21 protein-coding genes and 1 pseudogene are annotated in these 19,331 nt (G+C 53.9%); 17 read left to right on the top strand and 5 right to left on the bottom strand.

The features are described from left to right. The first annotated feature begins 53 nt into the window (after positions 1 to 53). The 8 genes from ccpN (at position 54) to B1A75_RS13240 (ending at position 8,015) form a co-directional block, all read left to right on the top strand. Positions 54 to 677, top strand: coding sequence for a transcriptional regulator CcpN (ccpN, locus tag B1A75_RS13280; RefSeq protein WP_371878465.1), 624 nt, complete (start codon positions 54 to 56; stop codon positions 675 to 677). A gap of 21 nt (positions 678 to 698) precedes the next feature. Next, entirely contained in the window at positions 699 to 1,499 is an 801-nt protein-coding gene (locus tag B1A75_RS13275; protein WP_074044261.1) for a pyruvate, water dikinase regulatory protein, read from the top strand. A 531-nt stretch (positions 1,500 to 2,030) separates the two neighbouring features. After that, a complete protein-coding gene (gene dnaG / locus B1A75_RS13265) occupies positions 2,031 to 3,827 on the top strand; it encodes a DNA primase (RefSeq protein ID WP_074044260.1) in 1,797 nt (598 codons plus the stop codon). 34 nt (positions 3,828 to 3,861) lie between these two features. Further along, complete coding sequence (gene rpoD, locus B1A75_RS13260) at positions 3,862 to 4,989, top strand: RNA polymerase sigma factor RpoD (RefSeq protein ID WP_011231962.1); 1,128 nt, start codon at positions 3,862 to 3,864, stop codon at positions 4,987 to 4,989. A 72-nt stretch (positions 4,990 to 5,061) separates the two neighbouring features. Then, the gene (locus B1A75_RS13255; RefSeq protein WP_074044259.1) at positions 5,062 to 5,577 is read left to right on the top strand and encodes a hypothetical protein; all 516 of its coding nucleotides are present in this window, start codon (positions 5,062 to 5,064) and stop codon (positions 5,575 to 5,577) included. 108 nt (positions 5,578 to 5,685) lie between these two features. Further along, on the top strand, positions 5,686 to 6,048 hold the full coding sequence (gene cccA, locus B1A75_RS13250; protein ID WP_074044258.1) for a cytochrome c550: 363 nt from the start codon (positions 5,686 to 5,688) through the stop codon (positions 6,046 to 6,048). Between the two features lie 144 nt (positions 6,049 to 6,192). Further along, complete coding sequence (locus B1A75_RS13245; RefSeq protein WP_074044257.1) at positions 6,193 to 6,897, top strand: tRNA (adenine(22)-N(1))-methyltransferase; 705 nt, start codon at positions 6,193 to 6,195, stop codon at positions 6,895 to 6,897. Then, the gene (locus tag B1A75_RS13240; protein WP_079936348.1) at positions 6,894 to 8,015 is read left to right on the top strand and encodes a Nif3-like dinuclear metal center hexameric protein; all 1,122 of its coding nucleotides are present in this window, start codon (positions 6,894 to 6,896) and stop codon (positions 8,013 to 8,015) included. Before B1A75_RS13245 ends, B1A75_RS13240 begins: the two co-directional genes overlap by 4 nt. 81 nt (positions 8,016 to 8,096) lie before the next feature. Here B1A75_RS13240 and B1A75_RS13235 read toward each other — a convergent pair whose 3' ends face one another. Continuing rightward, on the bottom strand, positions 8,097 to 9,047 hold the full coding sequence (locus B1A75_RS13235) for a 4-hydroxy-3-methylbut-2-enyl diphosphate reductase (protein ID WP_074043522.1): 951 nt from the start codon (positions 9,045 to 9,047) through the stop codon (positions 8,097 to 8,099). 121 nt (positions 9,048 to 9,168) lie between these two features. Continuing rightward, the gene (vrrA, locus tag B1A75_RS13230) at positions 9,169 to 9,699 is read right to left on the bottom strand and encodes a VrrA/YqfQ family protein (RefSeq protein WP_074043521.1); all 531 of its coding nucleotides are present in this window, start codon (positions 9,697 to 9,699) and stop codon (positions 9,169 to 9,171) included. A gap of 153 nt (positions 9,700 to 9,852) precedes the next feature. On the opposite strand from vrrA, the gene B1A75_RS19955 reads away from it, so the two are divergent. The 4 genes and pseudogenes from B1A75_RS19955 to B1A75_RS13215 all read left to right on the top strand — a co-directional run bounded on the left by B1A75_RS19955 (position 9,853) and on the right by B1A75_RS13215 (position 13,717). Next, positions 9,853 to 10,023, top strand: a complete 171-nt coding sequence (locus B1A75_RS19955; RefSeq protein ID WP_167367374.1) for a hypothetical protein — start codon at positions 9,853 to 9,855, stop codon at positions 10,021 to 10,023. A 200-nt stretch (positions 10,024 to 10,223) separates the two neighbouring features. Continuing rightward, a pseudogene (gene tnpB / locus B1A75_RS13225) lies at positions 10,224 to 11,334 on the top strand (IS200/IS605 family element RNA-guided endonuclease TnpB). 131 nt (positions 11,335 to 11,465) lie between these two features. Continuing rightward, positions 11,466 to 12,776, top strand: coding sequence for a DEAD/DEAH box helicase (locus B1A75_RS13220; protein WP_074043520.1), 1,311 nt, complete (start codon positions 11,466 to 11,468; stop codon positions 12,774 to 12,776). Positions 12,777 to 12,817: 41 nt separating this feature from the next. Continuing rightward, positions 12,818 to 13,717 (top strand): deoxyribonuclease IV, encoded by a 900-nt coding sequence (locus B1A75_RS13215; protein ID WP_074043519.1) that lies wholly within the window; start codon positions 12,818 to 12,820, stop codon positions 13,715 to 13,717. 20 nt (positions 13,718 to 13,737) lie between these two features. Here B1A75_RS13215 and B1A75_RS13210 read toward each other — a convergent pair whose 3' ends face one another. Next, positions 13,738 to 13,998, bottom strand: coding sequence for a DUF2624 domain-containing protein (locus B1A75_RS13210; protein ID WP_074043518.1), 261 nt, complete (start codon positions 13,996 to 13,998; stop codon positions 13,738 to 13,740). Between the two features lie 96 nt (positions 13,999 to 14,094). Here B1A75_RS13210 and B1A75_RS13205 point away from each other — a divergent pair, with 96 nt between their 5' ends. The 4 genes from B1A75_RS13205 (at position 14,095) to B1A75_RS13190 (ending at position 17,108) form a co-directional block, all read left to right on the top strand. Further along, positions 14,095 to 14,976, top strand: a complete 882-nt coding sequence (locus tag B1A75_RS13205; protein ID WP_079936347.1) for a YitT family protein — start codon at positions 14,095 to 14,097, stop codon at positions 14,974 to 14,976. Positions 14,977 to 15,059: 83 nt separating this feature from the next. Continuing rightward, positions 15,060 to 15,815 carry a metal ABC transporter ATP-binding protein gene (locus B1A75_RS13200; RefSeq protein ID WP_074043517.1) on the top strand — a complete coding sequence of 252 codons (756 nt, stop codon included), beginning with the start codon at positions 15,060 to 15,062 and terminating at the stop codon, positions 15,813 to 15,815. 37 nt (positions 15,816 to 15,852) lie between these two features. Further along, on the top strand, positions 15,853 to 16,686 hold the full coding sequence (locus tag B1A75_RS13195) for a metal ABC transporter permease (RefSeq protein ID WP_074043516.1): 834 nt from the start codon (positions 15,853 to 15,855) through the stop codon (positions 16,684 to 16,686). Continuing rightward, on the top strand, positions 16,683 to 17,108 hold the full coding sequence (locus B1A75_RS13190; protein ID WP_042381080.1) for a Fur family transcriptional regulator: 426 nt from the start codon (positions 16,683 to 16,685) through the stop codon (positions 17,106 to 17,108). The genes B1A75_RS13195 and B1A75_RS13190 overlap by 4 nt, the downstream gene beginning before the upstream one ends. 16 nt (positions 17,109 to 17,124) lie before the next feature. Here B1A75_RS13190 and B1A75_RS13185 read toward each other — a convergent pair whose 3' ends face one another. Next, entirely contained in the window at positions 17,125 to 17,691 is a 567-nt protein-coding gene (locus B1A75_RS13185) for a nucleotidase (RefSeq protein WP_042381078.1), read from the bottom strand. 97 nt (positions 17,692 to 17,788) lie between these two features. Between B1A75_RS13185 and B1A75_RS13180 the strand changes: the two genes are divergently transcribed. Continuing rightward, on the top strand, positions 17,789 to 18,136 hold the full coding sequence (locus B1A75_RS13180; protein WP_011231947.1) for a hypothetical protein: 348 nt from the start codon (positions 17,789 to 17,791) through the stop codon (positions 18,134 to 18,136). A gap of 61 nt (positions 18,137 to 18,197) precedes the next feature. Here B1A75_RS13180 and ispG read toward each other — a convergent pair whose 3' ends face one another. Continuing rightward, positions 18,198 to 19,322, bottom strand: coding sequence for a flavodoxin-dependent (E)-4-hydroxy-3-methylbut-2-enyl-diphosphate synthase (gene ispG / locus B1A75_RS13175; protein ID WP_023634660.1), 1,125 nt, complete (start codon positions 19,320 to 19,322; stop codon positions 18,198 to 18,200). Between the last annotated feature and the right edge of the window lie 9 nt (positions 19,323 to 19,331).

Below are 19,331 nucleotides of genomic sequence, written 5' to 3'. Positions count from 1 at the left end.
ATAAATGAGAGTGATAGCGTGTGGGACCTTTTTTGGCAAGGTGGTGAACGACAATCGAACTAAATAAACGCCAAGAGCAGATTTTGCAAATTGTGAAAGACTACGGGCCGATCACCGGAGAAAGCATCGCTGAGAAACTGAACTTGACGAGGGCGACGCTGCGGCCGGATTTGGCCATCTTGACGATGGCTGGCTACTTGGAAGCGCGACCGCGCGTCGGCTATTTCTATACGGGAAAAACCGGCAAGCAGCTGTTCGCCGATAAAATGAAAAAGATGAAAGTCGAGGATTACCAATCGATTCCGGTCGTCGTCAATGAGAATGTGAGCGTCTATGATGCGATCGTCACGATGTTTCTAGAGGACGTCGGCACGCTGTTTGTCGTCGATGACGAGTCGCTGCTTGTCGGCGTGCTGTCGCGCAAAGATTTGTTGCGCGCAAGCCTTGGCAAGCAGGAACTGACGGCGATCCCGGTCAATATTATTATGACGCGGATGCCGAACATCGCCGTTTGCTATAAGGACGACCCGCTCATTGACGTGGCTGAACAGCTGATTGAAAAACAGATCGATGCCATGCCGGTCGTGCGCAAAACGGAGAAAGGATATGAAGTGATCGGCCGTATTACGAAAACGAATATAACGAAAGCATTCGTGTCGCTAGCCAAAGAGGACTAATCCAAACAAAGGAGGAGAAGAATGAACCAGCGCCTTGTTTACGTCGTATCCGATTCCGGCGGGGAAACGGCCGAGCTTGTCGTCAAAGCGGCGGCCAGCCAGTTTCACGCCTCGCCGATTCAAGTGAAACGCGTTCCGTATGTGGAAGATAAAACGACATTGGCTGAAGTCGTCGCCTTAGCGAAAATGAACCGCGCCATTATCGCGTTTACGCTCGTTGTTCCGGAAATGCGGGAATTTTTGCTCGCCGAAGCGGCGCGCGAAGGGGTCGTCGCTTACGATATCATCGGTCCGCTCATTGAAAAGATGAGCGATTTATTCCAGCTGACGCCAAGGTATGAGCCGGGCCAAGTGCGCGTGCTTGACGAAGATTACTTCAAAAAGATCGAAGCGATCGAATTTGCCGTCAAATACGATGACGGACGCGACCCGCGCGGCATCTTGCGCGCCGATATCGTGCTCATCGGTGTATCGCGCACATCGAAAACGCCGCTATCGCAATATTTGGCGCATAAGCGGCTGAAGGTGGCGAATGTGCCGATCGTTCCGGAGGTTGAGCCGCCCGAGCAGCTGTTTCAAGTCGGTCCGGGCAAATGCTTCGGTTTGAAAATCAGTCCGGATAAACTGCTTTCGATCCGCCGTGAGCGGCTGAAATCGCTCGGCCTGAACGACCAGGCGATTTACGCCAATATGGATCGAATCAAAGAGGAGCTCGCTTATTTTGATGAAGTCGTCAAAAAAATCGGCTGCGACGTCATCGATGTGACGAACAAGGCGGTCGAAGAGACGGCGAGCATCATTATGAAAAAGTTGAAGCGCTAGCATCGCCTCATCCGCACGATTTCTTGATAGGAGTCGTGCGTTTTCTTATGGCATACTGCCGCGACTTATATTATAATAAAAAATTGTGAGAAAAATGCCCTATATAGGTTTAGAGCGGCCATGAGACGAGTAAACTATTTATAGCCGCTTGTCAAGGAGAACGAAAAAAAGATTTTCGACAAAGTTGTTAATCATTCGGCAAAAAAGCAGGATTTTTTTGCGATGGTGTAGAATAATAGGGGGTGTAAGGCAGCCCTTGCTTTAAGAGCACGGTCATCTGCTGCACAAGATCGTCAAGAAAAAAGTGAAATTTTCTTTTTCTTGCTGAAATATAATATACCGAAGCGCATCTTCGAGATGCACCGCTCTGATGAATCTTTGTCCAGACGGCGGGCTGAGGGCGGGAAGCGGATGATCGAGCCAGCCGACTTTACGGGCAAGGGGGCGAAACGAACGTTTTGAAAAAATTTGTCGAAATGGAAAGGAAAATCGGCTTGCTGCCGAGAATAAATACGATACGGGGTTGTTCGTATGGGACATCGCATTCCCGAGGAAACGATTGAAGCCATCCGCCGCGGCGTTGACATCGTTGACGTCATTGGCGAATACGTTCAGTTGAAAAAGCAAGGCCGCAACTATTTTGGCTTATGCCCGTTTCATGGAGAAAAGACGCCATCGTTTTCCGTTTCCCCAGAAAAGCAAATTTTCCACTGCTTCGGCTGCGGGGCAGGGGGGAATGCCTTTACGTTTTTAATGGATATCGAAGGCATTCCGTTTGTGGAAGCGGCGAAACGTCTTGCGGCCAAAGCAGGGATCGACTTGTCCGCCTATGAGCTGGACAGCCGCGGGAGTGATGGCAGCCGAGCCGACGAGGCGAAGGCGATGGTCGAAGCACACACGTTGTTGAAACGATTTTACCATCATTTGCTTGTCCATACAAAAGAAGGACAAGCCGCGCTCGATTATTTGCAGGCGCGCGGGTGGACAAAAGAAACGATCGACCGATTTGAAATCGGCTATGCGCCGGATGTTCCTGATGCCGCCGTCAAGCTGCTGGAGAGCCGTTCGTTTCCGTTGGTGTTGATGGAAAAGGCGGGCTTGTTGGTGAAAAAAGAAGACGGGCGATACGTCGACCGCTTCCGGAATCGGATTATGTTTCCGATCCATGATCATCGCGGCGAGACGGTTGGTTTTTCCGGCCGTCTGCTCGGCGACGGGCAACCAAAGTACATGAACAGCCCAGAAACGCCGATTTTCCGCAAAGGCACGCTTTTATATTTCTTTCATGAGGCGCGCGTGCCGATCCGCAAACGTCAAGAGGCGCTGCTCGTTGAAGGGTTTGCCGACGTCATCTCTGCCGTGCAGGCCGGCGTTGACTATGTGGTGGCAACGATGGGAACGTCGCTGACCGAGGAGCAGGCACGCATTTTGCGCCGCCATGCTGAAACGGTCACGATTTGCTATGACGGCGACAGCGCCGGAACGGAAGCCGCCTGGCGCGCCGCCGAACAATTGAGCGCGTTCGGGTGCCGCGTGAAGGTAGCGTCGCTCCCGGACGGGCTGGATCCAGATGAATATATACGCACTGGCGGCGCCGGCCGTTTTGCTGAAGAGATCGCCGCCGCCCGGCCGCTCATGGCGTTTAAAATGGACTATTTGCGGCGGAGAAAAAATTTGCAGGAAGAAGGCGACCGGCTCCGTTATATCGAGGAAGCGCTCCGAGAAATCAGCAAGCTGTCGAGCCCGGTGGAAAAAGATTATTATATGCGCCAGCTTGCGGATGAGTTTTCGCTGTCGCTCTCCGCGCTTTACGAACAGTTGTCCCGCTCCAAGCCGGAACAGCCAAAACCGCAGGTGAACGACGGCGGAAAACCGGCCCAGCCGGCATTGACGAAAAAATTGCTTCCGGCCTTTCAAAATGCTGAGCGGTTGCTGCTTGCCCATATGATGCGGAGCCGCGAGGTGGCGCTCTTTGTTCAGGAGCAGGTCGGCGGCCGATTTAATATCGAAGAGCATCGGGCGTTGGCTGCTTACATTTACGCCTTTTACGAAGAGGGGCATGAAGCCGACCCCAGCGCGCTCATGTCTCGGCTTCCCGACGAGTTGCGGACGCTGGCGAGCGAGCTGTCGCTTTTGTTGGTCGCCGACGACGTTTCCGAGCGGGAGCTTGCCGATTGCATTCGGCATGTGTTGAATCGCCCGAAATGGTTAATGCTAAAGGAAAAAGAGCAAGAAAAGACGGAAGCGGAGCGAAGAAAAGACTTTTTGACGGCTGCCCGCATCGCGAAAGAGATGATTGAGATGAAAAAAATGTTATCTTCTTCATAACATGGTGGTATGAGTTTTTAAAGGAGGTAATGAAATGGCTGAAAAACCAGCCCAATCAAAGCAGGCTGAAGCTGCCGGCGAATCGCTTGAACAGGTGAAAGAGCAGCTCGCTGAGCTCGGCAAAAAGCGGGGGATTCTCACCTACGAGGAAATCGCTGAGCGGTTGTCCGGCTTTGATTTGGACTCCGACCAGATGGATGAGTATTATGAATACCTCGCTGAGCAGGGCATTGAAGTGATCAGCGAATCCGACCTTGAGGCCGATCCGGACATCGACGACTTGGCCAAAGAGGAAGAATTCGACTTAAACGACTTGTCCGTTCCTCCCGGCGTCAAAATCAATGACCCGGTGCGCATGTACTTAAAGGAGATCGGCCGCGTTCCGCTGTTGTCGGCGGAAGAAGAAATCGAGCTGGCGAAACGGATCGAGCAAGGCGATGAAGAAGCGAAACGCCGGCTGACGGAAGCGAACCTCCGCCTTGTCGTCAGCATCGCCAAACGGTATGTCGGCCGCGGCATGCTCTTTCTCGACTTGATTCAAGAAGGGAACATGGGGCTGATCAAGGCGGTCGAAAAGTTTGACTATCGGAAAGGCTACAAGTTCAGCACGTACGCGACGTGGTGGATCCGCCAAGCCATCACAAGGGCGATCGCCGATCAGGCGCGGACGATCCGCATCCCGGTTCATATGGTCGAAACGATCAATAAACTGATCCGCGTCCAACGGCAATTGCTCCAAGACCTCGGGCGCGAACCAACGCCGGAAGAAATCGCCGAGGAAATGGATTTGACGCCGGAAAAAGTGCGGGAAATTTTGAAAATCGCCCAAGAACCGGTGTCGCTCGAGACGCCGATCGGCGAGGAAGATGACTCGCATCTTGGCGATTTCATCGAAGACCAAGACGCGACATCGCCATCCGAGCACGCTGCTTACGAGCTGTTGAAAGAGCAGCTCGAAGATGTGCTTGATACGCTGACGGATCGCGAGGAAAATGTGCTGCGTCTCCGCTTCGGGCTTGACGACGGACGGACGCGGACGCTCGAAGAAGTTGGCAAAGTGTTCGGCGTGACGCGCGAACGCATCCGTCAAATTGAAGCCAAAGCGTTGCGCAAGCTGCGCCATCCAAGCCGCAGCAAACGGCTGAAAGACTTTTTAGAGTGACCGTTTTGTTCAATAGTTTACTTCTTCGGAAGTAAACTATTTTTTCTTTCTTTTGTGAAAGGTGGTCTATCTATGAATCGGCAACGACGGGAAACGATCATCCAAGAAATCAAATATTGGAAACGTTCGCGCCTTCTGCCGGAACATTATTGCGACTATTTGCTCGCGCTGTACACGGAAGGCGGTGCCCGTTCGCGCGGCCGACGGTGGCGCAGCCCGCTCGCCGCTGGCCTCTGTTTATTGCTTCCAGCCGTTGCTCTTGTCATTTATTTTACTGAATTGTCATTCGTTTTGCAAACGCTCCTTTTCGCCCTTTTTTTGGCTGTCTGTTTGTTCTTTTGTTGGCGGTGGCGGAACGAGCGAGAGCTCCTTCACTTTCCGCTCATCGGGAGCGCCTGGATTTTGCTTGTAGCGGCAATTGCCGGAAGCGAGCAGTATTTTCCCGGGCAAACGGGTGCGCTGGCGGCTGTGGTGCTCGGAAACTGCGTCCTCTGGTTTGTTGTCGGCCACCTGCTTCGCCTTCGTTACTTTTCGCTCGCCGCCGTCAGCGGGGCGCTGCTTGTAGCCGCCGTCGCCTTGTGGCGCTGAGGCGTGTTGTTTTCATTTTGGCAACTTAGGGCTTTTCCTTGTCCATTATTTACAGTAAAATAAAATTGTTTGCAGCGTTCTTCATCATACATAAGGGAGGTAAAAGAGATGAACCGCAATCCGCTCATCCCGTTTTTCATCATCATGGCATTCGGGATTGTGCTGACGTTCGTCTTGTCGTTTAAAGGGCTAGGCGATGCGAAGGAAATGGCCGAAGAGAAAAAAGGCGGCGAAAAAACAGAACAAGCCGCGGAATTCAATCCAGAGCAGTTTTATCAACAAACGTGTGTAAGTTGCCACGGCCAAAACTATGAAGGCGGGGTCGGCCCGTCGTTAAAAGGAGTCGGCGGACGGTTATCGGCGGATCAAATTAAAGACGTTCTCCAAAACGGCCGCGGCGGCATGCCGGGCGGGCTGGTGCCAGCCGAAAACCTCGACGCGATGGCGAAATGGCTGTCCAGCCTTAAATAACGGCAAGCAACATCCCTTTGCTTTTGGCAGAGGGATGTTTTGTTTAGTACAATAGAGGCGCGCGACCTTGAGAACAGGAAAGGAGGCAGGAGCGGACCGCCTTCGCCCTGCGGCGGAAAGAAGGTGGGGTGCACCAAAGGAGTCATGAACGAATTTCGCCTATCAAAACGGTTGGAAACAGTCGCTTCCTTCATCCCGAAAGGAGCAGTGCTCGCCGATATCGGGTCGGATCATGCGTATTTGCCTTGCTATGCCTGTTTGCACGGCTACGCATCAAAAGCCATCGCCGGCGAGGTCGCTGACGGGCCGCTCCGCTCAGCGCAGCAGCAAGTCGAGAAGTCCGGGCTTTCCCATCTCATTTCCGTGCGCAAAGGGGACGGGCTTTCGGTCCTTGCCCCAGGGGAGGCGGACTGCATCACGATCGCCGGCATGGGTGGGGCGCTTATCGCCCGCATTTTGGGCGACGGAAAGGAAAAGCTTGCCGGTGTCAAACGGCTCATTTTGCAACCGAACATCGGCGCAGAACTTGTTCGCCGTTGGCTTCTTGATCATGGATGGGAGCTCGTGGCTGAGCGCATTTTGAAAGAAGATGGGCAAATTTACGAAGTGCTCGTCGCCGAGCCCGGCGACCCCCGACGGCCGTATCGCCATCTCGAGGCGGAGCTGCTCCTCGGACCGTTTTTGCGCCGGGAAAACAGCGTGGTGTTCCGCGAAAAATGGCGGCGCGAGATTGAAAATTGGAGGCGGATCATCGCTGATTTGACGGCCAAAGGGCAAAGCGAAGCGGCCGAGCGGAAAAAGCGCGAGCTGGAGAGAAAAGTTCGATTGGTGGAGGAGGTGTTGCTATGAGCCGCGTTCCGTACGGTTATGAAATCATTCAGCTTCTTGAGCAGCTTGCTCCGAAACAGTTGGCGATGGAAGGGGATCGGATCGGTCTGCAAATCGGGACGCTAAACAAGCCGGTCAAAAAAGTGATGATCGCTCTTGATGTGCTCGAAGATGTCGTTGTCGAAGCGATCGATCAGCAAGTGGATTTAATCATCGCCCACCACCCGCCGCTGTACCGCCCGCTGAAGCAGCTGCTGACTGATGATGGGCACGGGCGGATGATCGCCGCGTGCGTCAAGCATGACATTGCGGTGTACGCCGCCCATACGAATTTGGATGTGGCCGATGGCGGTCTGAACGATTGGCTTGCCGAGGCGCTCGGCTTAAACGACACGACCGTGCTTGTGCCGACGTATACCGAACCGTTGAAAAAGCTCGTTGTCTATGTGCCGGTGACGCATGCTGAGGTGGTGCGGAAGGCCTTAGGCGATGCCGGCGCCGGGCATATTGGCCGCTACAGCCATTGCACGTTCAACAGCCGCGGCGTCGGCACGTTTTTGCCGGAGGAAGGGGCGCGGCCGTTCATCGGCGAGCAAGGGCGGCTCGAGGAAGTTGAGGAAGTGCGCATCGAAACGATCATGCCGGCCTCTCTTGAACGGCAAGTGATTCAGGCGATGCTGTCTGTTCATCCGTATGAGGAAGTGGCATATGATATCTATCCGCTTGACAACGGAGGCCGCCGCTTCGGGCTCGGGCGCATTGGCCGGCTGCCGCAGCCGGTGACGCTTGGCGCTTTCGCCGAGCAGGTGAAAACGGCGTTTTCCGTTCCGGCGGTGCGCGTCGTGGGCCGACTCGATGATCTCGTGCAAACGGTCGCGGTGCTCGGCGGGGATGGGAATAAGTTTGTCGCCGCCGCCGCATCGGCCGGGGCGGACGTATACGTGACAGGGGATGTGTATTACCACACCGCCCATGACGCCCAAGCGCTCGGCCTTCACATCATTGATCCGGGACATAATGTAGAAAAAATCATGAAAGAAGGCGTAGCCCGTTACTTAACCGCTGAGCTCGCGAAACGTCAATGGGAGGCGGAAGTGATCGCTTCCAGCGTCCATACCGATCCGTTTCAGTTCGTATGAACGGCCAACGAAAAAGGCTGTCCTGGATGAGCGGTTCAACCGTTTGTCCAAGACAGCCTCTCTTTATGGACGAAACAACCGTCACTCTTCTTTCTTTGTTTTCACTTTCGGCAAGATTTTTTGCAGCGGCACTTTCCGTTCCCGCTTCCATGTCGATGGGTCGTTCGGGTCAAACTGCTCCAAAAAATCGATCACTTCTTTCGTAATCGGCGTCGGGGTGGAAGCGCCGGCGGTGACAGCGACTTTTTTCGCATCTTTAATCCAGTTGATGTCGATTTCCGTCACATCAGCGACGCGATACGCCTTCGTGCCGGCGATCTCTTCCGATACTTGGGCGAGGCGGTTCGAGTTGTTGCTGCGCGGGTCGCCGACGACGATCGTCACATCGGCTTCCTTCGCCTGCTCAGCGACCGCCTCTTGTCGAAGCTGGGTGGCGAGGCAAATTTCTTTATGCATTTCCACGTGCGGGTATTTTTCTTTCACTTTCGCCATGATGTCGGCGACGTCCCATTGGCTCATCGTCGTCTGGTTCGTCACCATGATGCGCTCATTGTGAATGGACAGCCGTTCGACATCATCGATGGTTTCCACAAGATGGATTCTTTCCGGATTGATGCCGACCGCTCCTTCCGGTTCCGGGTGTCCTTTTTTGCCGATATAGATGATATCGTAGCCATCGGCGAGTTTTTGTTCGATGAGCCGATGCGTTTTTGTCACATCTGGGCATGTCGCATCAATCGTGACAAGTCCCTTTTCGAGCGCTCGTTTTTTCACTTCCGGTGAGACGCCATGGGCAGTGAAAATGACGGTGCCACGATCGATTTTTTCCAAAATTTCCAAACGGTTTTCACCATCGAGCGTGATGATGCCTTCTTCGGCAAACGCATCCGTGACGTGCTTGTTATGGACGATCATGCCGAGAATGTAAATCGGACGCGGCAAAGATGGGTCCAACGCCGCGTTGCGGGCGATGACCATCGCATCGACCACCCCGTAGCAATACCCGCGCGGGGTAATTTTAATCACTTCCATCATATTCCCTCCCTGCCGCCGGTTGTGCGGCGGTTGTTCACCTTCCATTATATCGGAGCACCGGGGAGAAGACAAAGAATAACCGCCCTAAACAGCAGGTGCGCTAGGGCGGGGAAAGAAACTAGATATACAGTTTCGGCTTGGACGGCTTCGGGGCGGCCGGTGCTTCTTTTTCTTGCGGCTCTTCGCGCTTTGCCTGCGGAACGGAGCGTTTTTTTGGCGCCTGAGCGGCCGGCTTTTGTTTCGTTTCGTTGGCCGGTGCGCTTTCCGACGTTGTTTCGCCTTCCCCTTCGTCGGCCGGTTTCAACTCGCGGAAAATGCGGATCATCGCCGGAAGATTGCGGATGAGCGGTCCATACTGTTGCACCATCGGCATGACGTTTTGTGCGATGCCAAGCATTTTTTGCAAGTTGTTTAACATACCAACCAAACCGCCGCCCGTGTTGGATGCGGCGGTGTTAGCGGCGTTGGGCAGCAACGGCAGCCCCCACGGAGACGATGCAGCAGCCGGCGGCTGCCCGCGCGAAAACAAGCGGGCCAAGAAGCCACCGGGGCCGCTGGGGCGGAAAGGCGGCGCCGGCATGCGGGCGAACGGGGCTGGCGGCCTTCCGGCAAACGGAGAAGGCATCATCGGGGGCCGACTGTATCTCATAGCAGCTTCCTCCTTTCGGTCGTGCGGATGAACGAATGTCCTCCTTTCTACAATATGCGGGCAAGGCGGGAAAGGTTTGTTGCAGGATCGTCTTTAGTTGCGGCAGGGGGCAGCGATTCGCTATAATGGTGAAGCGGACGAAGCGGTGCCCATATGCCATTTGAAACGTTAACGTTTACGCTCTTTTATGGAGCCAGCCGGTATTTGATCGACTGTCGGGTGACCGAACAATACCGCTTCCAGACCGATGCATGGATTTGTGAAACGGTTGGTTGTTCCGTCTTCCGTCGCGTCAAAGCTTGCCGCCGACAGTCGGAAAAATAGACGGCACGCTTTTGGGCCAACGAGATGGGAAACCTTCCAGTTTCATTTATCATCCTAAACCGAGAAGACCCCCACTTCCACGCGTGAGCGTAAGTGGGTGATGAATCGGTATTCGCCATCGATCTCCCTCTTGCCTTCAACGAACAAAAGGTGTAGAATAGACAATAGAACAAATGTTCTATGCGGAAGGAGGGAAGGTCATGCACAAAGCCTACCGCTTTCGGCTGTATCCCACCCGAACACAAGCGGAACGGATCCGTCAAACGATCGGATGTTGCCGGTTTGTGTATAATCACTTTTTGGCCGAATGGAATCAGGCGTATGAAACCACCGGAAGAGGACTCGGCTACAACGAGTGCTCCAAGCGGTTGACCGCATTGAAGCAAACTCTCCCGTGGCTGAAGGCGCCGGATTCGACCGCCTTGCAAAACGCGTTGCAACAGTTGGACGAGGCGTTTGACCGATTCTTCGATGGAATCGCGAACGCTCCCCGCTTCAAAAGCAAAAAACACCCGAATCAATCGTACACCGCCCAGTGCAACTACCCAAAGAAAAGGCGTCCATCCATCGAGGTAGATGGCCATCGCTTGAAGCTCCCGAAGCTTGGATGGGTGAAGTTTGCCAAAAGCCGTGAGGTGGAAGGCCGCATTCTCTCCGCCACCGTTCGCCGAAACCGAACGGGGAAGTATTTCGTCTCCATCTTGGTGGAAACGGAAATCCCTCCATGGCCGGCAACGGACAAGCAAGTGGGCGTCGATTTGGGATTGAAACATATGGTGGTTCTTTCCACAGGCGAGAAGATCGAACACCCCCAGTATTGGCGCCGATACGAAGAGAAGCTGGCCTATTGGCAGCGGGTGATGTCCGCCGGAAGCCGGGTGGTTCGAACTGGCAGAAAGCCCGCTTGAGGGTGGCCAGGCTTCATGAGAAAATCGCCAACTGCCGGAACGATTTCCTGCACAGGAGTCCACCCGCCTCATCCGCGAAAACCAAGTGGTGTGCGTGGAGGACTTGCGCGTCAAGAACATGCAGAAGAATCACAAGCTGGCCAAACGCATTTCCGATTCCGCGTGGGGGCGTTTTCTCAAGATGCTTGAGTATAAAGCGAAATGGTACGGGCGGACGGTGGTCCGTGTCGCGAGCACCTTCCCATCGAGCCAATTGTGCTCGTGCTGCGGGCATCGGCAGATTGAGGTGAAATCGCTCGACATCCGCGAGTGGGTGTGCCCGAACTGCGGAGCCGAACACGATCGGGACGAGAACGCCGCCCGAACTATTTTGCAGGAAGGGCTTCGTTTGCTGTCTTTGTAAGGCAGTCGAACCGTGGGACGCACGGGGATGGCTTGGTTCATAGCCTGCCGTGGGGCGGGTGTTCCCAAGAATCTCCCACCTCTAAGCGTTAGCGTAGGTGGGAGAGCGTTCAAAGAAGGGAGTGGTGCTTGATGACAGAAACGCAGTTCACTCGTTTTCCATTTCAACCGTTTATCATCGAAGCGATCAAGACGCTTCGTTTTTATAAACCGACGGAAATTCAAGAGCGCATCATTCCGGGGGCGCTGCGCGGCGAAAGCATGGTCGGCCAATCGCAAACCGGAACGGGAAAAACACATGCGTACTTATTGCCGATCATTGAAAAAATCAAACCGGAACGCGCCGAAGTGCAAGCCGTCATCACGGCGCCGACGCGCGAGTTAGCGACGCAAATTTATCACGAAACGCTGAAAATTACGAAGTTTTGCCCGAAAGATCGGATGATCGTCGCCCGTTGCTTGATCGGCGGGACGGATAAGCAAAAAGCGCTCGAAAAGCTCAACGTGCAGCCGCATATTGTCATCGGCACGCCGGGGCGCATCAACGATTTCATCCGCGAGCAGGCGCTTGATGTGCATACGGCCCACATCCTTGTCGTCGATGAAGCCGACTTGATGCTCGATATGGGCTTTATCACTGATGTCGACCAAATCGCTGCCCGGATGCCGAAAGACTTGCAAATGCTCGTCTTTTCAGCGACGATTCCAGAAAAGCTGAAGCCGTTTTTGAAAAAATATATGGAAAACCCGACCTTTGTCCACGTCGACCCGAAACAGACGGCGAACGAAAACATCGAACATGTGCTCATCCCGCTGCGCGGACGAGAGAAAACAAAACTTCTTCATGATGTGCTCATCAGCTACAACCCGTATTTGGCCATCGTATTTGTCAACACAAGGAAAATGGCTGATGAGGTCGCCGACCGTCTCGCTGAACAAGGGGTGAAAGTCGGCGTGTTGCACGGCGATTTGACGCCGCGCGAGCGGAGAAAGATGATGAATCTCATCCGCGATTTGGAATTTCAATATGTCGTAGCCACTGATTTGGCGGCGCGCGGCATCGATATTGAAGGCGTCAGTCATGTCATCAACTACGAGCTGCCTGATGATCTGCAGTTTTATATTCACCGCGCCGGACGGACGGCGCGCGCCGGCTATAGCGGCATTGCGGCGACGATTTACGAGCCGTCTGACCAAGATGCGATTGCCAGGTTGGAAAAAATGGGCATTTCGTTTGTCCACCGTGATCTCGTACGCGGCGAATGGAAGGAGCTGCCGCCGTGGAACCGGCGGAGCAAGCGGGCAGGCGAAAAAGACGACGAACTGGCGCTGCTTTTCGCCAAACTGAAAAAAGCGAAACCGGTGAAGCCGGGCTACAAAAAAAAGCTGCGCGCGGAGCTGGAGAAGAAGAAAAAGCGGCTTGGCCGCTTCAAAAAATCATAATAGCCGTCCGCCTTCAACGCAAAGAAAAGGGAGAGAAGAACATGTTAAAAATCGGTTCACACGTTTCAATGAGCGGAAAGAAAATGCTGCTGGCCGCCAGTGAAGAAGCGGCCTCCTACGGAGCGAACACGTTTATGATTTACACCGGGGCGCCGCAAAACACAAGGCGCAAGTCGATTGAAGAGCTCAACATCGAAGCCGGGCGCAAGCATATGCAAGCGCACGGCATCGAAGAGATTGTCGTCCACGCCCCGTATATCATCAATATCGGCAATACGACCAATCTCGATACGTTTTCGCTAGGCGTCGACTTTTTGCACGCGGAAATCGAGCGGACGGAAGCGATTGGAGCAAAACAGCTCGTGCTGCACCCAGGCGCTCATGTCGGCGCGGGGGTGGAAGCCGGACTTCGGCAAATTATTCGCGGACTGAATGAAGTGTTGACGCGCGAGCAGACGGTTGAAATCGCCCTAGAAACGATGGCCGGCAAAGGGTCGGAATGCGGGCGAACGTTTGAGGAGCTCGCGTACATTATCGACGGCGTCGCCTATAATGACAAGCTGTCCGTTTGCTTTGATACGTGCCATACGCATGACGCCGGCTATGACATCGTCAACGATTTTGACGGCGTCCTTGAGGAGTTTGACCGGATCATCGGCCTCGGGCGGCTGAAAGTACTGCACATCAACGACAGCAAAAACCCGCGCGGCAGCCGGAAAGACCGCCATGAAAACATCGGTTTCGGCCATATCGGGTTTGCTGCGCTCAACTATATCGTCCATCACCCGCAGCTTGAGGATATTCCGAAAATTTTAGAAACCCCATACGTGGGCGAAGACAAAAACAACAAAAAACCACCGTACAAATACGAAATCGCCATGCTGCGGGCGCAGTCGTTCGATGATCAGTTGCTTGAAAAAATCACCGCTGGGGCGGAATGAAAAAAGGGCTATGCGCCCTTTTATTTTTTTTGCACGAATTTCAAAAATAGCTCGTTCGCCTTTCGAGCGATGTCCGGCGAAGTGATTTTCGCTAACTCTCGCACCCATTTTTTCCGCTCCTCGGGGTCAAAGACGTTAATGTCGTTCGTCCGGGCGAGATGAAGAATTTGTTTCGCTTGGCTGACCGTGATGGGCAAGCCGTACTCTCGGCTGTACGCAACGAGTTCTTCCGGGGTGATCGTTTTTAATTTTTGCTTGACAAGCTGTTGGTAAATGTTCATAGCAGCCGCCTCCTTGCTTCTGTTCCATCATATGACGTGAATGGAAAAGGCGTGTATGGTATAATAGAAAAAAGCAAAAAGGGAAAGGGTGGTAGTTTGGCGCCAAAACAGCATAAAAAAGAACCGCTAGGCCATGTGATGTATCGAGTGTTGATGATCGCCATCGGCGCCTCTTTGGCGGCGTTTGCCATCGAGCGGCTGCTCGTTCCGAACAAAATGATCGACGGCGGCATCATTGGCATATCGCTGATTCTTGACTACTTGACTCCGGACGAATGGCGGCTGCTCAATTTCGCCACGCTCGTCATCCTCTTAAACGCCCCGTTCATGTATTTCGGCTACAAGCAAATCGGGAAAACGTTCATGCTGTCAACGATTTTAGGCGTCGTCATCCTCGGCGTCACCGAACGGCTGTTTCACCATTTTTCCCCGCTGACAACCGAGCCGATTTTAGCCACCGTTTTTGGCGGGTTGTCGCTCGGGCTTGGCGTCGGATTGGTCATCCGTCATGGCGGATCGCTCGATGGGACGGAAATTTTAGGGATTTTGATGACGAAAAGAATCCCGTTTTCGGTCGGCGAGTTCGTCATGTTTGTCAACGTCTTTATTTTTGGCTGGGCGGCGTTTGTGTTTGGCCTCGAGCCGGCAATGTATTCGGTGATGACGTACTACATCGCCTCAAAAACGATCGATGCGGTCATTGAAGGGCTTGACGAGACGCGGGCGGCCTTTATTGTGACCGATCATTATGAGGAAATTTCCGACGCCATTTTGCACCGGCTCGGCCGCGGGACGACAAAATTGCTCGGCAAAGGCGGATATACGGACGAGCAAAAGGAAATCATTTATGCAGTCGTCACGCGCTTGGAAGTGACAAAACTAAAATCGATCGTCAATGAAATCGACCCGGATGCGTTCATCACCATTATGCCGACGCATGAAGTGCGCGGGGCCCGCTTTAAATCAGCGATTCATTGAGGTTTACAAAACGCCGATGGTGGGGTATACTTGCATTAGGAAGGTAAATCGGAATGATTCTGAATTATCAAGGGAGAACAGCCATGGAAAATGGGCTTGTTGTGCAAATCGAGGATGTGTCGTTCCGCTATGAAAAAGAGAACGTGCTTGAGCATGTCAGTTTAACGGTGCCGAGAGGGGCGTTTTTAGGATTGGTCGGCCCGAACGGCTCGGGAAAATCGACGCTGCTTAAATGTGTGCTTGGTTTGTTAAAACCGAACAGCGGCCGCATTTTCTTGTTCGGCGAGCCGATCGAATCATTTCGCGAATGGCATCGGATCGGTTTCGTGTCGCAAAAAGCGAACAGCTTCAACCGCAGCTTTCCGGCGACGGTTGAGGAAGTGGCGGCGAGCGGATTGGTGGCCAAACGCGGCTTGTTTCGGCCGCTGACACACGAAGACCGCCGGACGGTCGAAGCAGCGCTCGCGGCCGTTGGGCTAAGCGGCCTGGCAAAGCGCAATATCGCGGAGCTGTCCGGCGGCCAGCAACAGCGGGTGTTTATCGCCCGCGCGTTGGCGAGCAAGCCGGATTTGCTCATTTTAGACGAGCCGACGGTCGGCGTGGACGCCCGCCATGTGCACGAGTTTTACGAGCTGCTTGGCGATTTGAACCGCCGCGGCTTAACGCTCATCTTAGTGACGCATGACATCGGGACGATCACGGACCGGGTGACCGATATCGCCTGCTTAAACAAGCGTCTCTATTTCCATGGAAAGGCGGAAGAGTTCGAACATCTTGGCAACGAGGCGATTTCGCAGTTTTATGGTCATCCGCTCCACGTTCTCTCTCACGAGCATTAACGGGCGGAACGAAACGATGACGGTGGAGGAATGACACGTGTGGGAAGCCATTTGGCAATACGAATTTTTGCGCAATGCGTTTGTTGCCGGCGTTTTGACCGGTTTTGCGGCGCCATTGCTCGGTGTCTTTATTGTCGTTCGGCGACTGTCGCTCATCGCCGATGCATTGAGCCATGTGACGCTCGCCGGCATTGCCGCCGGGCTCTTGCTCGGTTCATCGGCCCCGGCGGCCGCCAGCTGGAATCCGCTTTACATCGGCATGGGCTTTTCCGTCGCCGGGTCGCTTTTCGTCGAGAAGCTGCGCGCCGTTTACCGCCATTATGAGGAGCTCGCCATTCCGATCATTTTGTCGGCTGGCATCGGCTTGAGCGTCATTTTCATTTCGATGGCCAACGGGTTTACGACCGATTTGTTTTCCTATTTATTCGGCAGCGTCAGCGCCGTCAGCCGCGCTGACGTTTGGACAGCGTTTGCTGTCGCCGCAGCTGCCGCGATGGTGATTTTGACGTTTTACAAAGAGCTGTTTCTCCTTTCATTCGATGAGGAATACGCCCGTGTCTCCGGTGTCCGTACCAAATTTATCCACTTTTTGTTTATTGTGCTCGTCGCGCTTGTCATCGCCGCATCCATGCGCATCGTCGGCGTGCTTCTCATCTCGTCGCTCATGACGTTGCCGGTGGCGGCGAGCATCCGCATCGCCAAAAGTTTTAAACAGGCGATCGGGCTTTCGATTTTGTTCGGGGAGCTGGCCGTCATCGCCGGGCTCTGGGCGGCGTATGAGCTCGATTGGGCGCCGGGCGGGACGATCGTCATCGTAGCGGTTGCCATTTTACTTTTCGTATTGGGATGGAAAAGGGGGCGGCAGCGATGAATATTGGTGAAGCGTTGCAGTTGATGAAAGAGAAAGGATTTAAATATACGGAAAAACGGAGACAAATGTTGGAGTTATTTGCCGAAAGCGACAAATACTTGACGGCCAAAGACGTGCTTGAAGCGCTCCGTCCCGCTTATCCGGGCTTGAGCGTTGATACAGTGTACCGCAATTTGTCGCTCTTTACGCTGCTTGGCATTTTGGAGATGACCGAGCTGTCCGGGGAAAAACATTTCCGTTTTGCCTGCGGCGCCCGCCGCCATCACCATCATTTCATTTGCATCCAGTGTGGAAAAACAAAAGAAATTGACGCATGTCCAATGGATGTGCTCGCCGAGAAGCTCGATGGTTATGAGATCGCTGACCATAAGTTTGAAATTTACGGCACATGTCCGCAATGCCAACAACATCTCCCTGTATAAGCAGGGAGATGTTGTTTTATGGCCGGAGGCGCTGTTCGATTTCTCGCTTTGCTTCGAGCCAGTTGTTGACGCGGATGACGTTTTCGGGGAGCGGGCCTCGGTTGTATGGGGTGTCAAACAAAATGACCGGAATGCCACATGCTTCGGCGATTTCACAGGCATTGTCGTACTTGTCTTCAAAGAAGGCGGACAGCTTATATTGGCGGACGGCGGCGATTTTGTCGTGCGACCCGATCAGATCAATATGGTGGTAATGGACGCCGTGCCGCCGAAACCAGTGCTCGGTGAGATCGTACAAATGGCGGCCACGGGCGCTGATGTAATACAACTCATACCGGTCTTTCCAGCTGTCGATCACCTCAAGCGCATAGCGGGCAAGCGGAGCGCGCTCATAAATATCCGCTTCGTTTTCCTCAAGCCAGCGGTCCATTTCTTCCTCCGTCACGCCGTATAACGGCGCCAAATTGTATTGCGTAATATCGCTTAATGCGAGCTCTTTGCCGAACGCTTCGTTCAAATACGGAATGAATGTGCTCGGGCATGTCACCGTGCCGTCAATGTCGATGCCAAGCCGTTTTTTCACCGTTTCACCCTCCTATTAGAAAATATTCACACTGATAAAATAACGCCGGTTTCCCATACTAATAATGCTTCTTACTTTAGGAAAGCGAGGGAAGCATATGGCAGACGACCGCGAGCGCACGTATAACGGAAGTTACGTGCAATCGATCGGAAAAGAGGAACCAGAACGCAATTTTATGGAAGAAACAGCGGCGGAAGTCGCTGAACCGATTCGCCGCGGCGACGAACGGGACGAAGAACGTGCGGACGGCGCCGGGCTCGGCTGGCTCGCTTTGGCCCTGTCCATCATCGCCTTGTTTATCTGGCCGATTTTGTTAGGGGCGGCCGGCATTATTGTCGGGTTTATCGCGCGCCGGCGCGGCGCAGAAACGCTCGGTGCGTGGGCCATCGGCATCGGCGTCATCGCCATTCTCGTCCGCCTGTTTATTATGCCGTTTTATACGTAAAAAAAGCGAGAGGGTGTCCCCAAGCGGGGACGCCCTTTTTGGTTGTGCAGGAAAATTCCGCTCATTGGGCGGCGTTGCCTTTCAGAGCGGCTTTGTTTTCCTTTTGCTTTGCAAAATATTCTTCCGCCAGCTTGTCGATTTCTTTTTTCAGCTCTTCCACCATTTGCTCTTCCGGTACTTTTCGGACGATTTTGCCGTGGCGGAACAACAAGCCTTCGCCGCGGGCGCCGGCAATGCCGATGTCGGCTTCCCGTGCTTCCCCTGGTCCATTGACAGCGCAGCCGAGCACGGCGACTTTGATCGGCGCTTGAATTTTGGCGATATAGTCTTCGATTTCGTTGGCGATGCGAATCAAATCGATCTCAATCCGCCCGCACGTCGGGCAGGAAATGAGCGTCGCCGCATTGGAAGCGAGTCCGAACGTTTTTAAAATTTCGCGCGCCACTTTTACCTCTTCAACCGGGTCGGCGCTTAACGAAACGCGGATCGTATTGCCGATGCCTTTGCTTAAAATGGCGCCGAGTCCAACCGCGCTTTTGATCGTGCCGGAAAAAAGCGTTCCCGCTTCGGTGATGCCGACATGGAGCGGATAGTCGAACGTGCGCGCCGCTTTTTCGTACGCTTCAATGGCGAGGCGTACGTCGGACGCCTTTAACGAAACGATAATATCGTGAAAATCAAGTTCTTCTAAAATGCGGATATGATATAAGGCGCTCTCAACCATGCCGTCGGCCGTTGGATAGCCATATTTTTCCAAAATGCGTTTTTCAAGCGATCCGGCGTTGACGCCGATGCGAATCGGTACGCCGCGCTCTTTCGCCGCTTTCACGACCGCTTCGACTTTTTCGCGGCGCCCGATGTTGCCTGGATTGATGCGGATTTTATCGACGCCGCCTTCGATCGCTTTCAGCGCCAATTTATAGTCAAAGTGGATGTCGGCGACAAGCGGGATGTTGATTCGCTTTTTTATTTCCGGTATGGCCTCAGCCGCCCGCTCGTCCGGGCAGGCGACGCGGACGATTTGGCACCCCGCTTCCTCGAGGCGGTGGATTTGCGCCACCGTCGCTTCGACATCGTGCGTTTTTGTCGTCGTCATGCTTTGAATGATGACTTCGTTGCTGCCGCCGATTGTCAGCGGACCGACGCGGACCGGCCGCGTCTTTGAACGATGGATGATTTCACCCACGGGAATTCG

It is taken from the genome of Geobacillus sp. LEMMY01 (assembly GCF_002042905.1).
Lineage (GTDB): Bacteria > Bacillota > Bacilli > Bacillales > Anoxybacillaceae > Geobacillus > Geobacillus proteiniphilus.
Note: the sequence above shows the minus strand (reverse complement) of the source record. Positions and strands in the feature narration are given on the sequence as shown.

Bases quoted from the DNA above. Each gene is read 5' to 3' on its own strand.
- B1A75_RS13275 (WP_074044261.1), top strand. From the start codon at position 699: ATGAACCAGCGCCTTGTTTACGTCGTATCCGATTCCGGCGGGGAAACG.
- dnaG (WP_074044260.1), top strand. From the start codon at position 2,031: ATGGGACATCGCATTCCCGAGGAAACGATTGAAGCCATCCGCCGCGGC.
- rpoD (WP_011231962.1), top strand. From the start codon at position 3,862: ATGGCTGAAAAACCAGCCCAATCAAAGCAGGCTGAAGCTGCCGGCGAA.
- B1A75_RS13255 (WP_074044259.1), top strand. From the start codon at position 5,062: ATGAATCGGCAACGACGGGAAACGATCATCCAAGAAATCAAATATTGG.
- cccA (WP_074044258.1), top strand. From the start codon at position 5,686: ATGAACCGCAATCCGCTCATCCCGTTTTTCATCATCATGGCATTCGGG.
- B1A75_RS13245 (WP_074044257.1), top strand. From the start codon at position 6,193: ATGAACGAATTTCGCCTATCAAAACGGTTGGAAACAGTCGCTTCCTTC.
- B1A75_RS13240 (WP_079936348.1), top strand. From the start codon at position 6,894: ATGAGCCGCGTTCCGTACGGTTATGAAATCATTCAGCTTCTTGAGCAG.
- B1A75_RS13235 (WP_074043522.1), bottom strand. From the start codon at position 9,047: ATGGAAGTGATTAAAATTACCCCGCGCGGGTATTGCTACGGGGTGGTC.
- vrrA (WP_074043521.1), bottom strand. From the start codon at position 9,699: ATGAGATACAGTCGGCCCCCGATGATGCCTTCTCCGTTTGCCGGAAGG.
- B1A75_RS19955 (WP_167367374.1), top strand. From the start codon at position 9,853: ATGCCATTTGAAACGTTAACGTTTACGCTCTTTTATGGAGCCAGCCGG.
- B1A75_RS13220 (WP_074043520.1), top strand. From the start codon at position 11,466: ATGACAGAAACGCAGTTCACTCGTTTTCCATTTCAACCGTTTATCATC.
- B1A75_RS13215 (WP_074043519.1), top strand. From the start codon at position 12,818: ATGTTAAAAATCGGTTCACACGTTTCAATGAGCGGAAAGAAAATGCTG.
- B1A75_RS13210 (WP_074043518.1), bottom strand. From the start codon at position 13,998: ATGAACATTTACCAACAGCTTGTCAAGCAAAAATTAAAAACGATCACC.
- B1A75_RS13200 (WP_074043517.1), top strand. From the start codon at position 15,060: ATGGAAAATGGGCTTGTTGTGCAAATCGAGGATGTGTCGTTCCGCTAT.
- B1A75_RS13190 (WP_042381080.1), top strand. From the start codon at position 16,683: ATGAATATTGGTGAAGCGTTGCAGTTGATGAAAGAGAAAGGATTTAAA.
- B1A75_RS13180 (WP_011231947.1), top strand. From the start codon at position 17,789: ATGGCAGACGACCGCGAGCGCACGTATAACGGAAGTTACGTGCAATCG.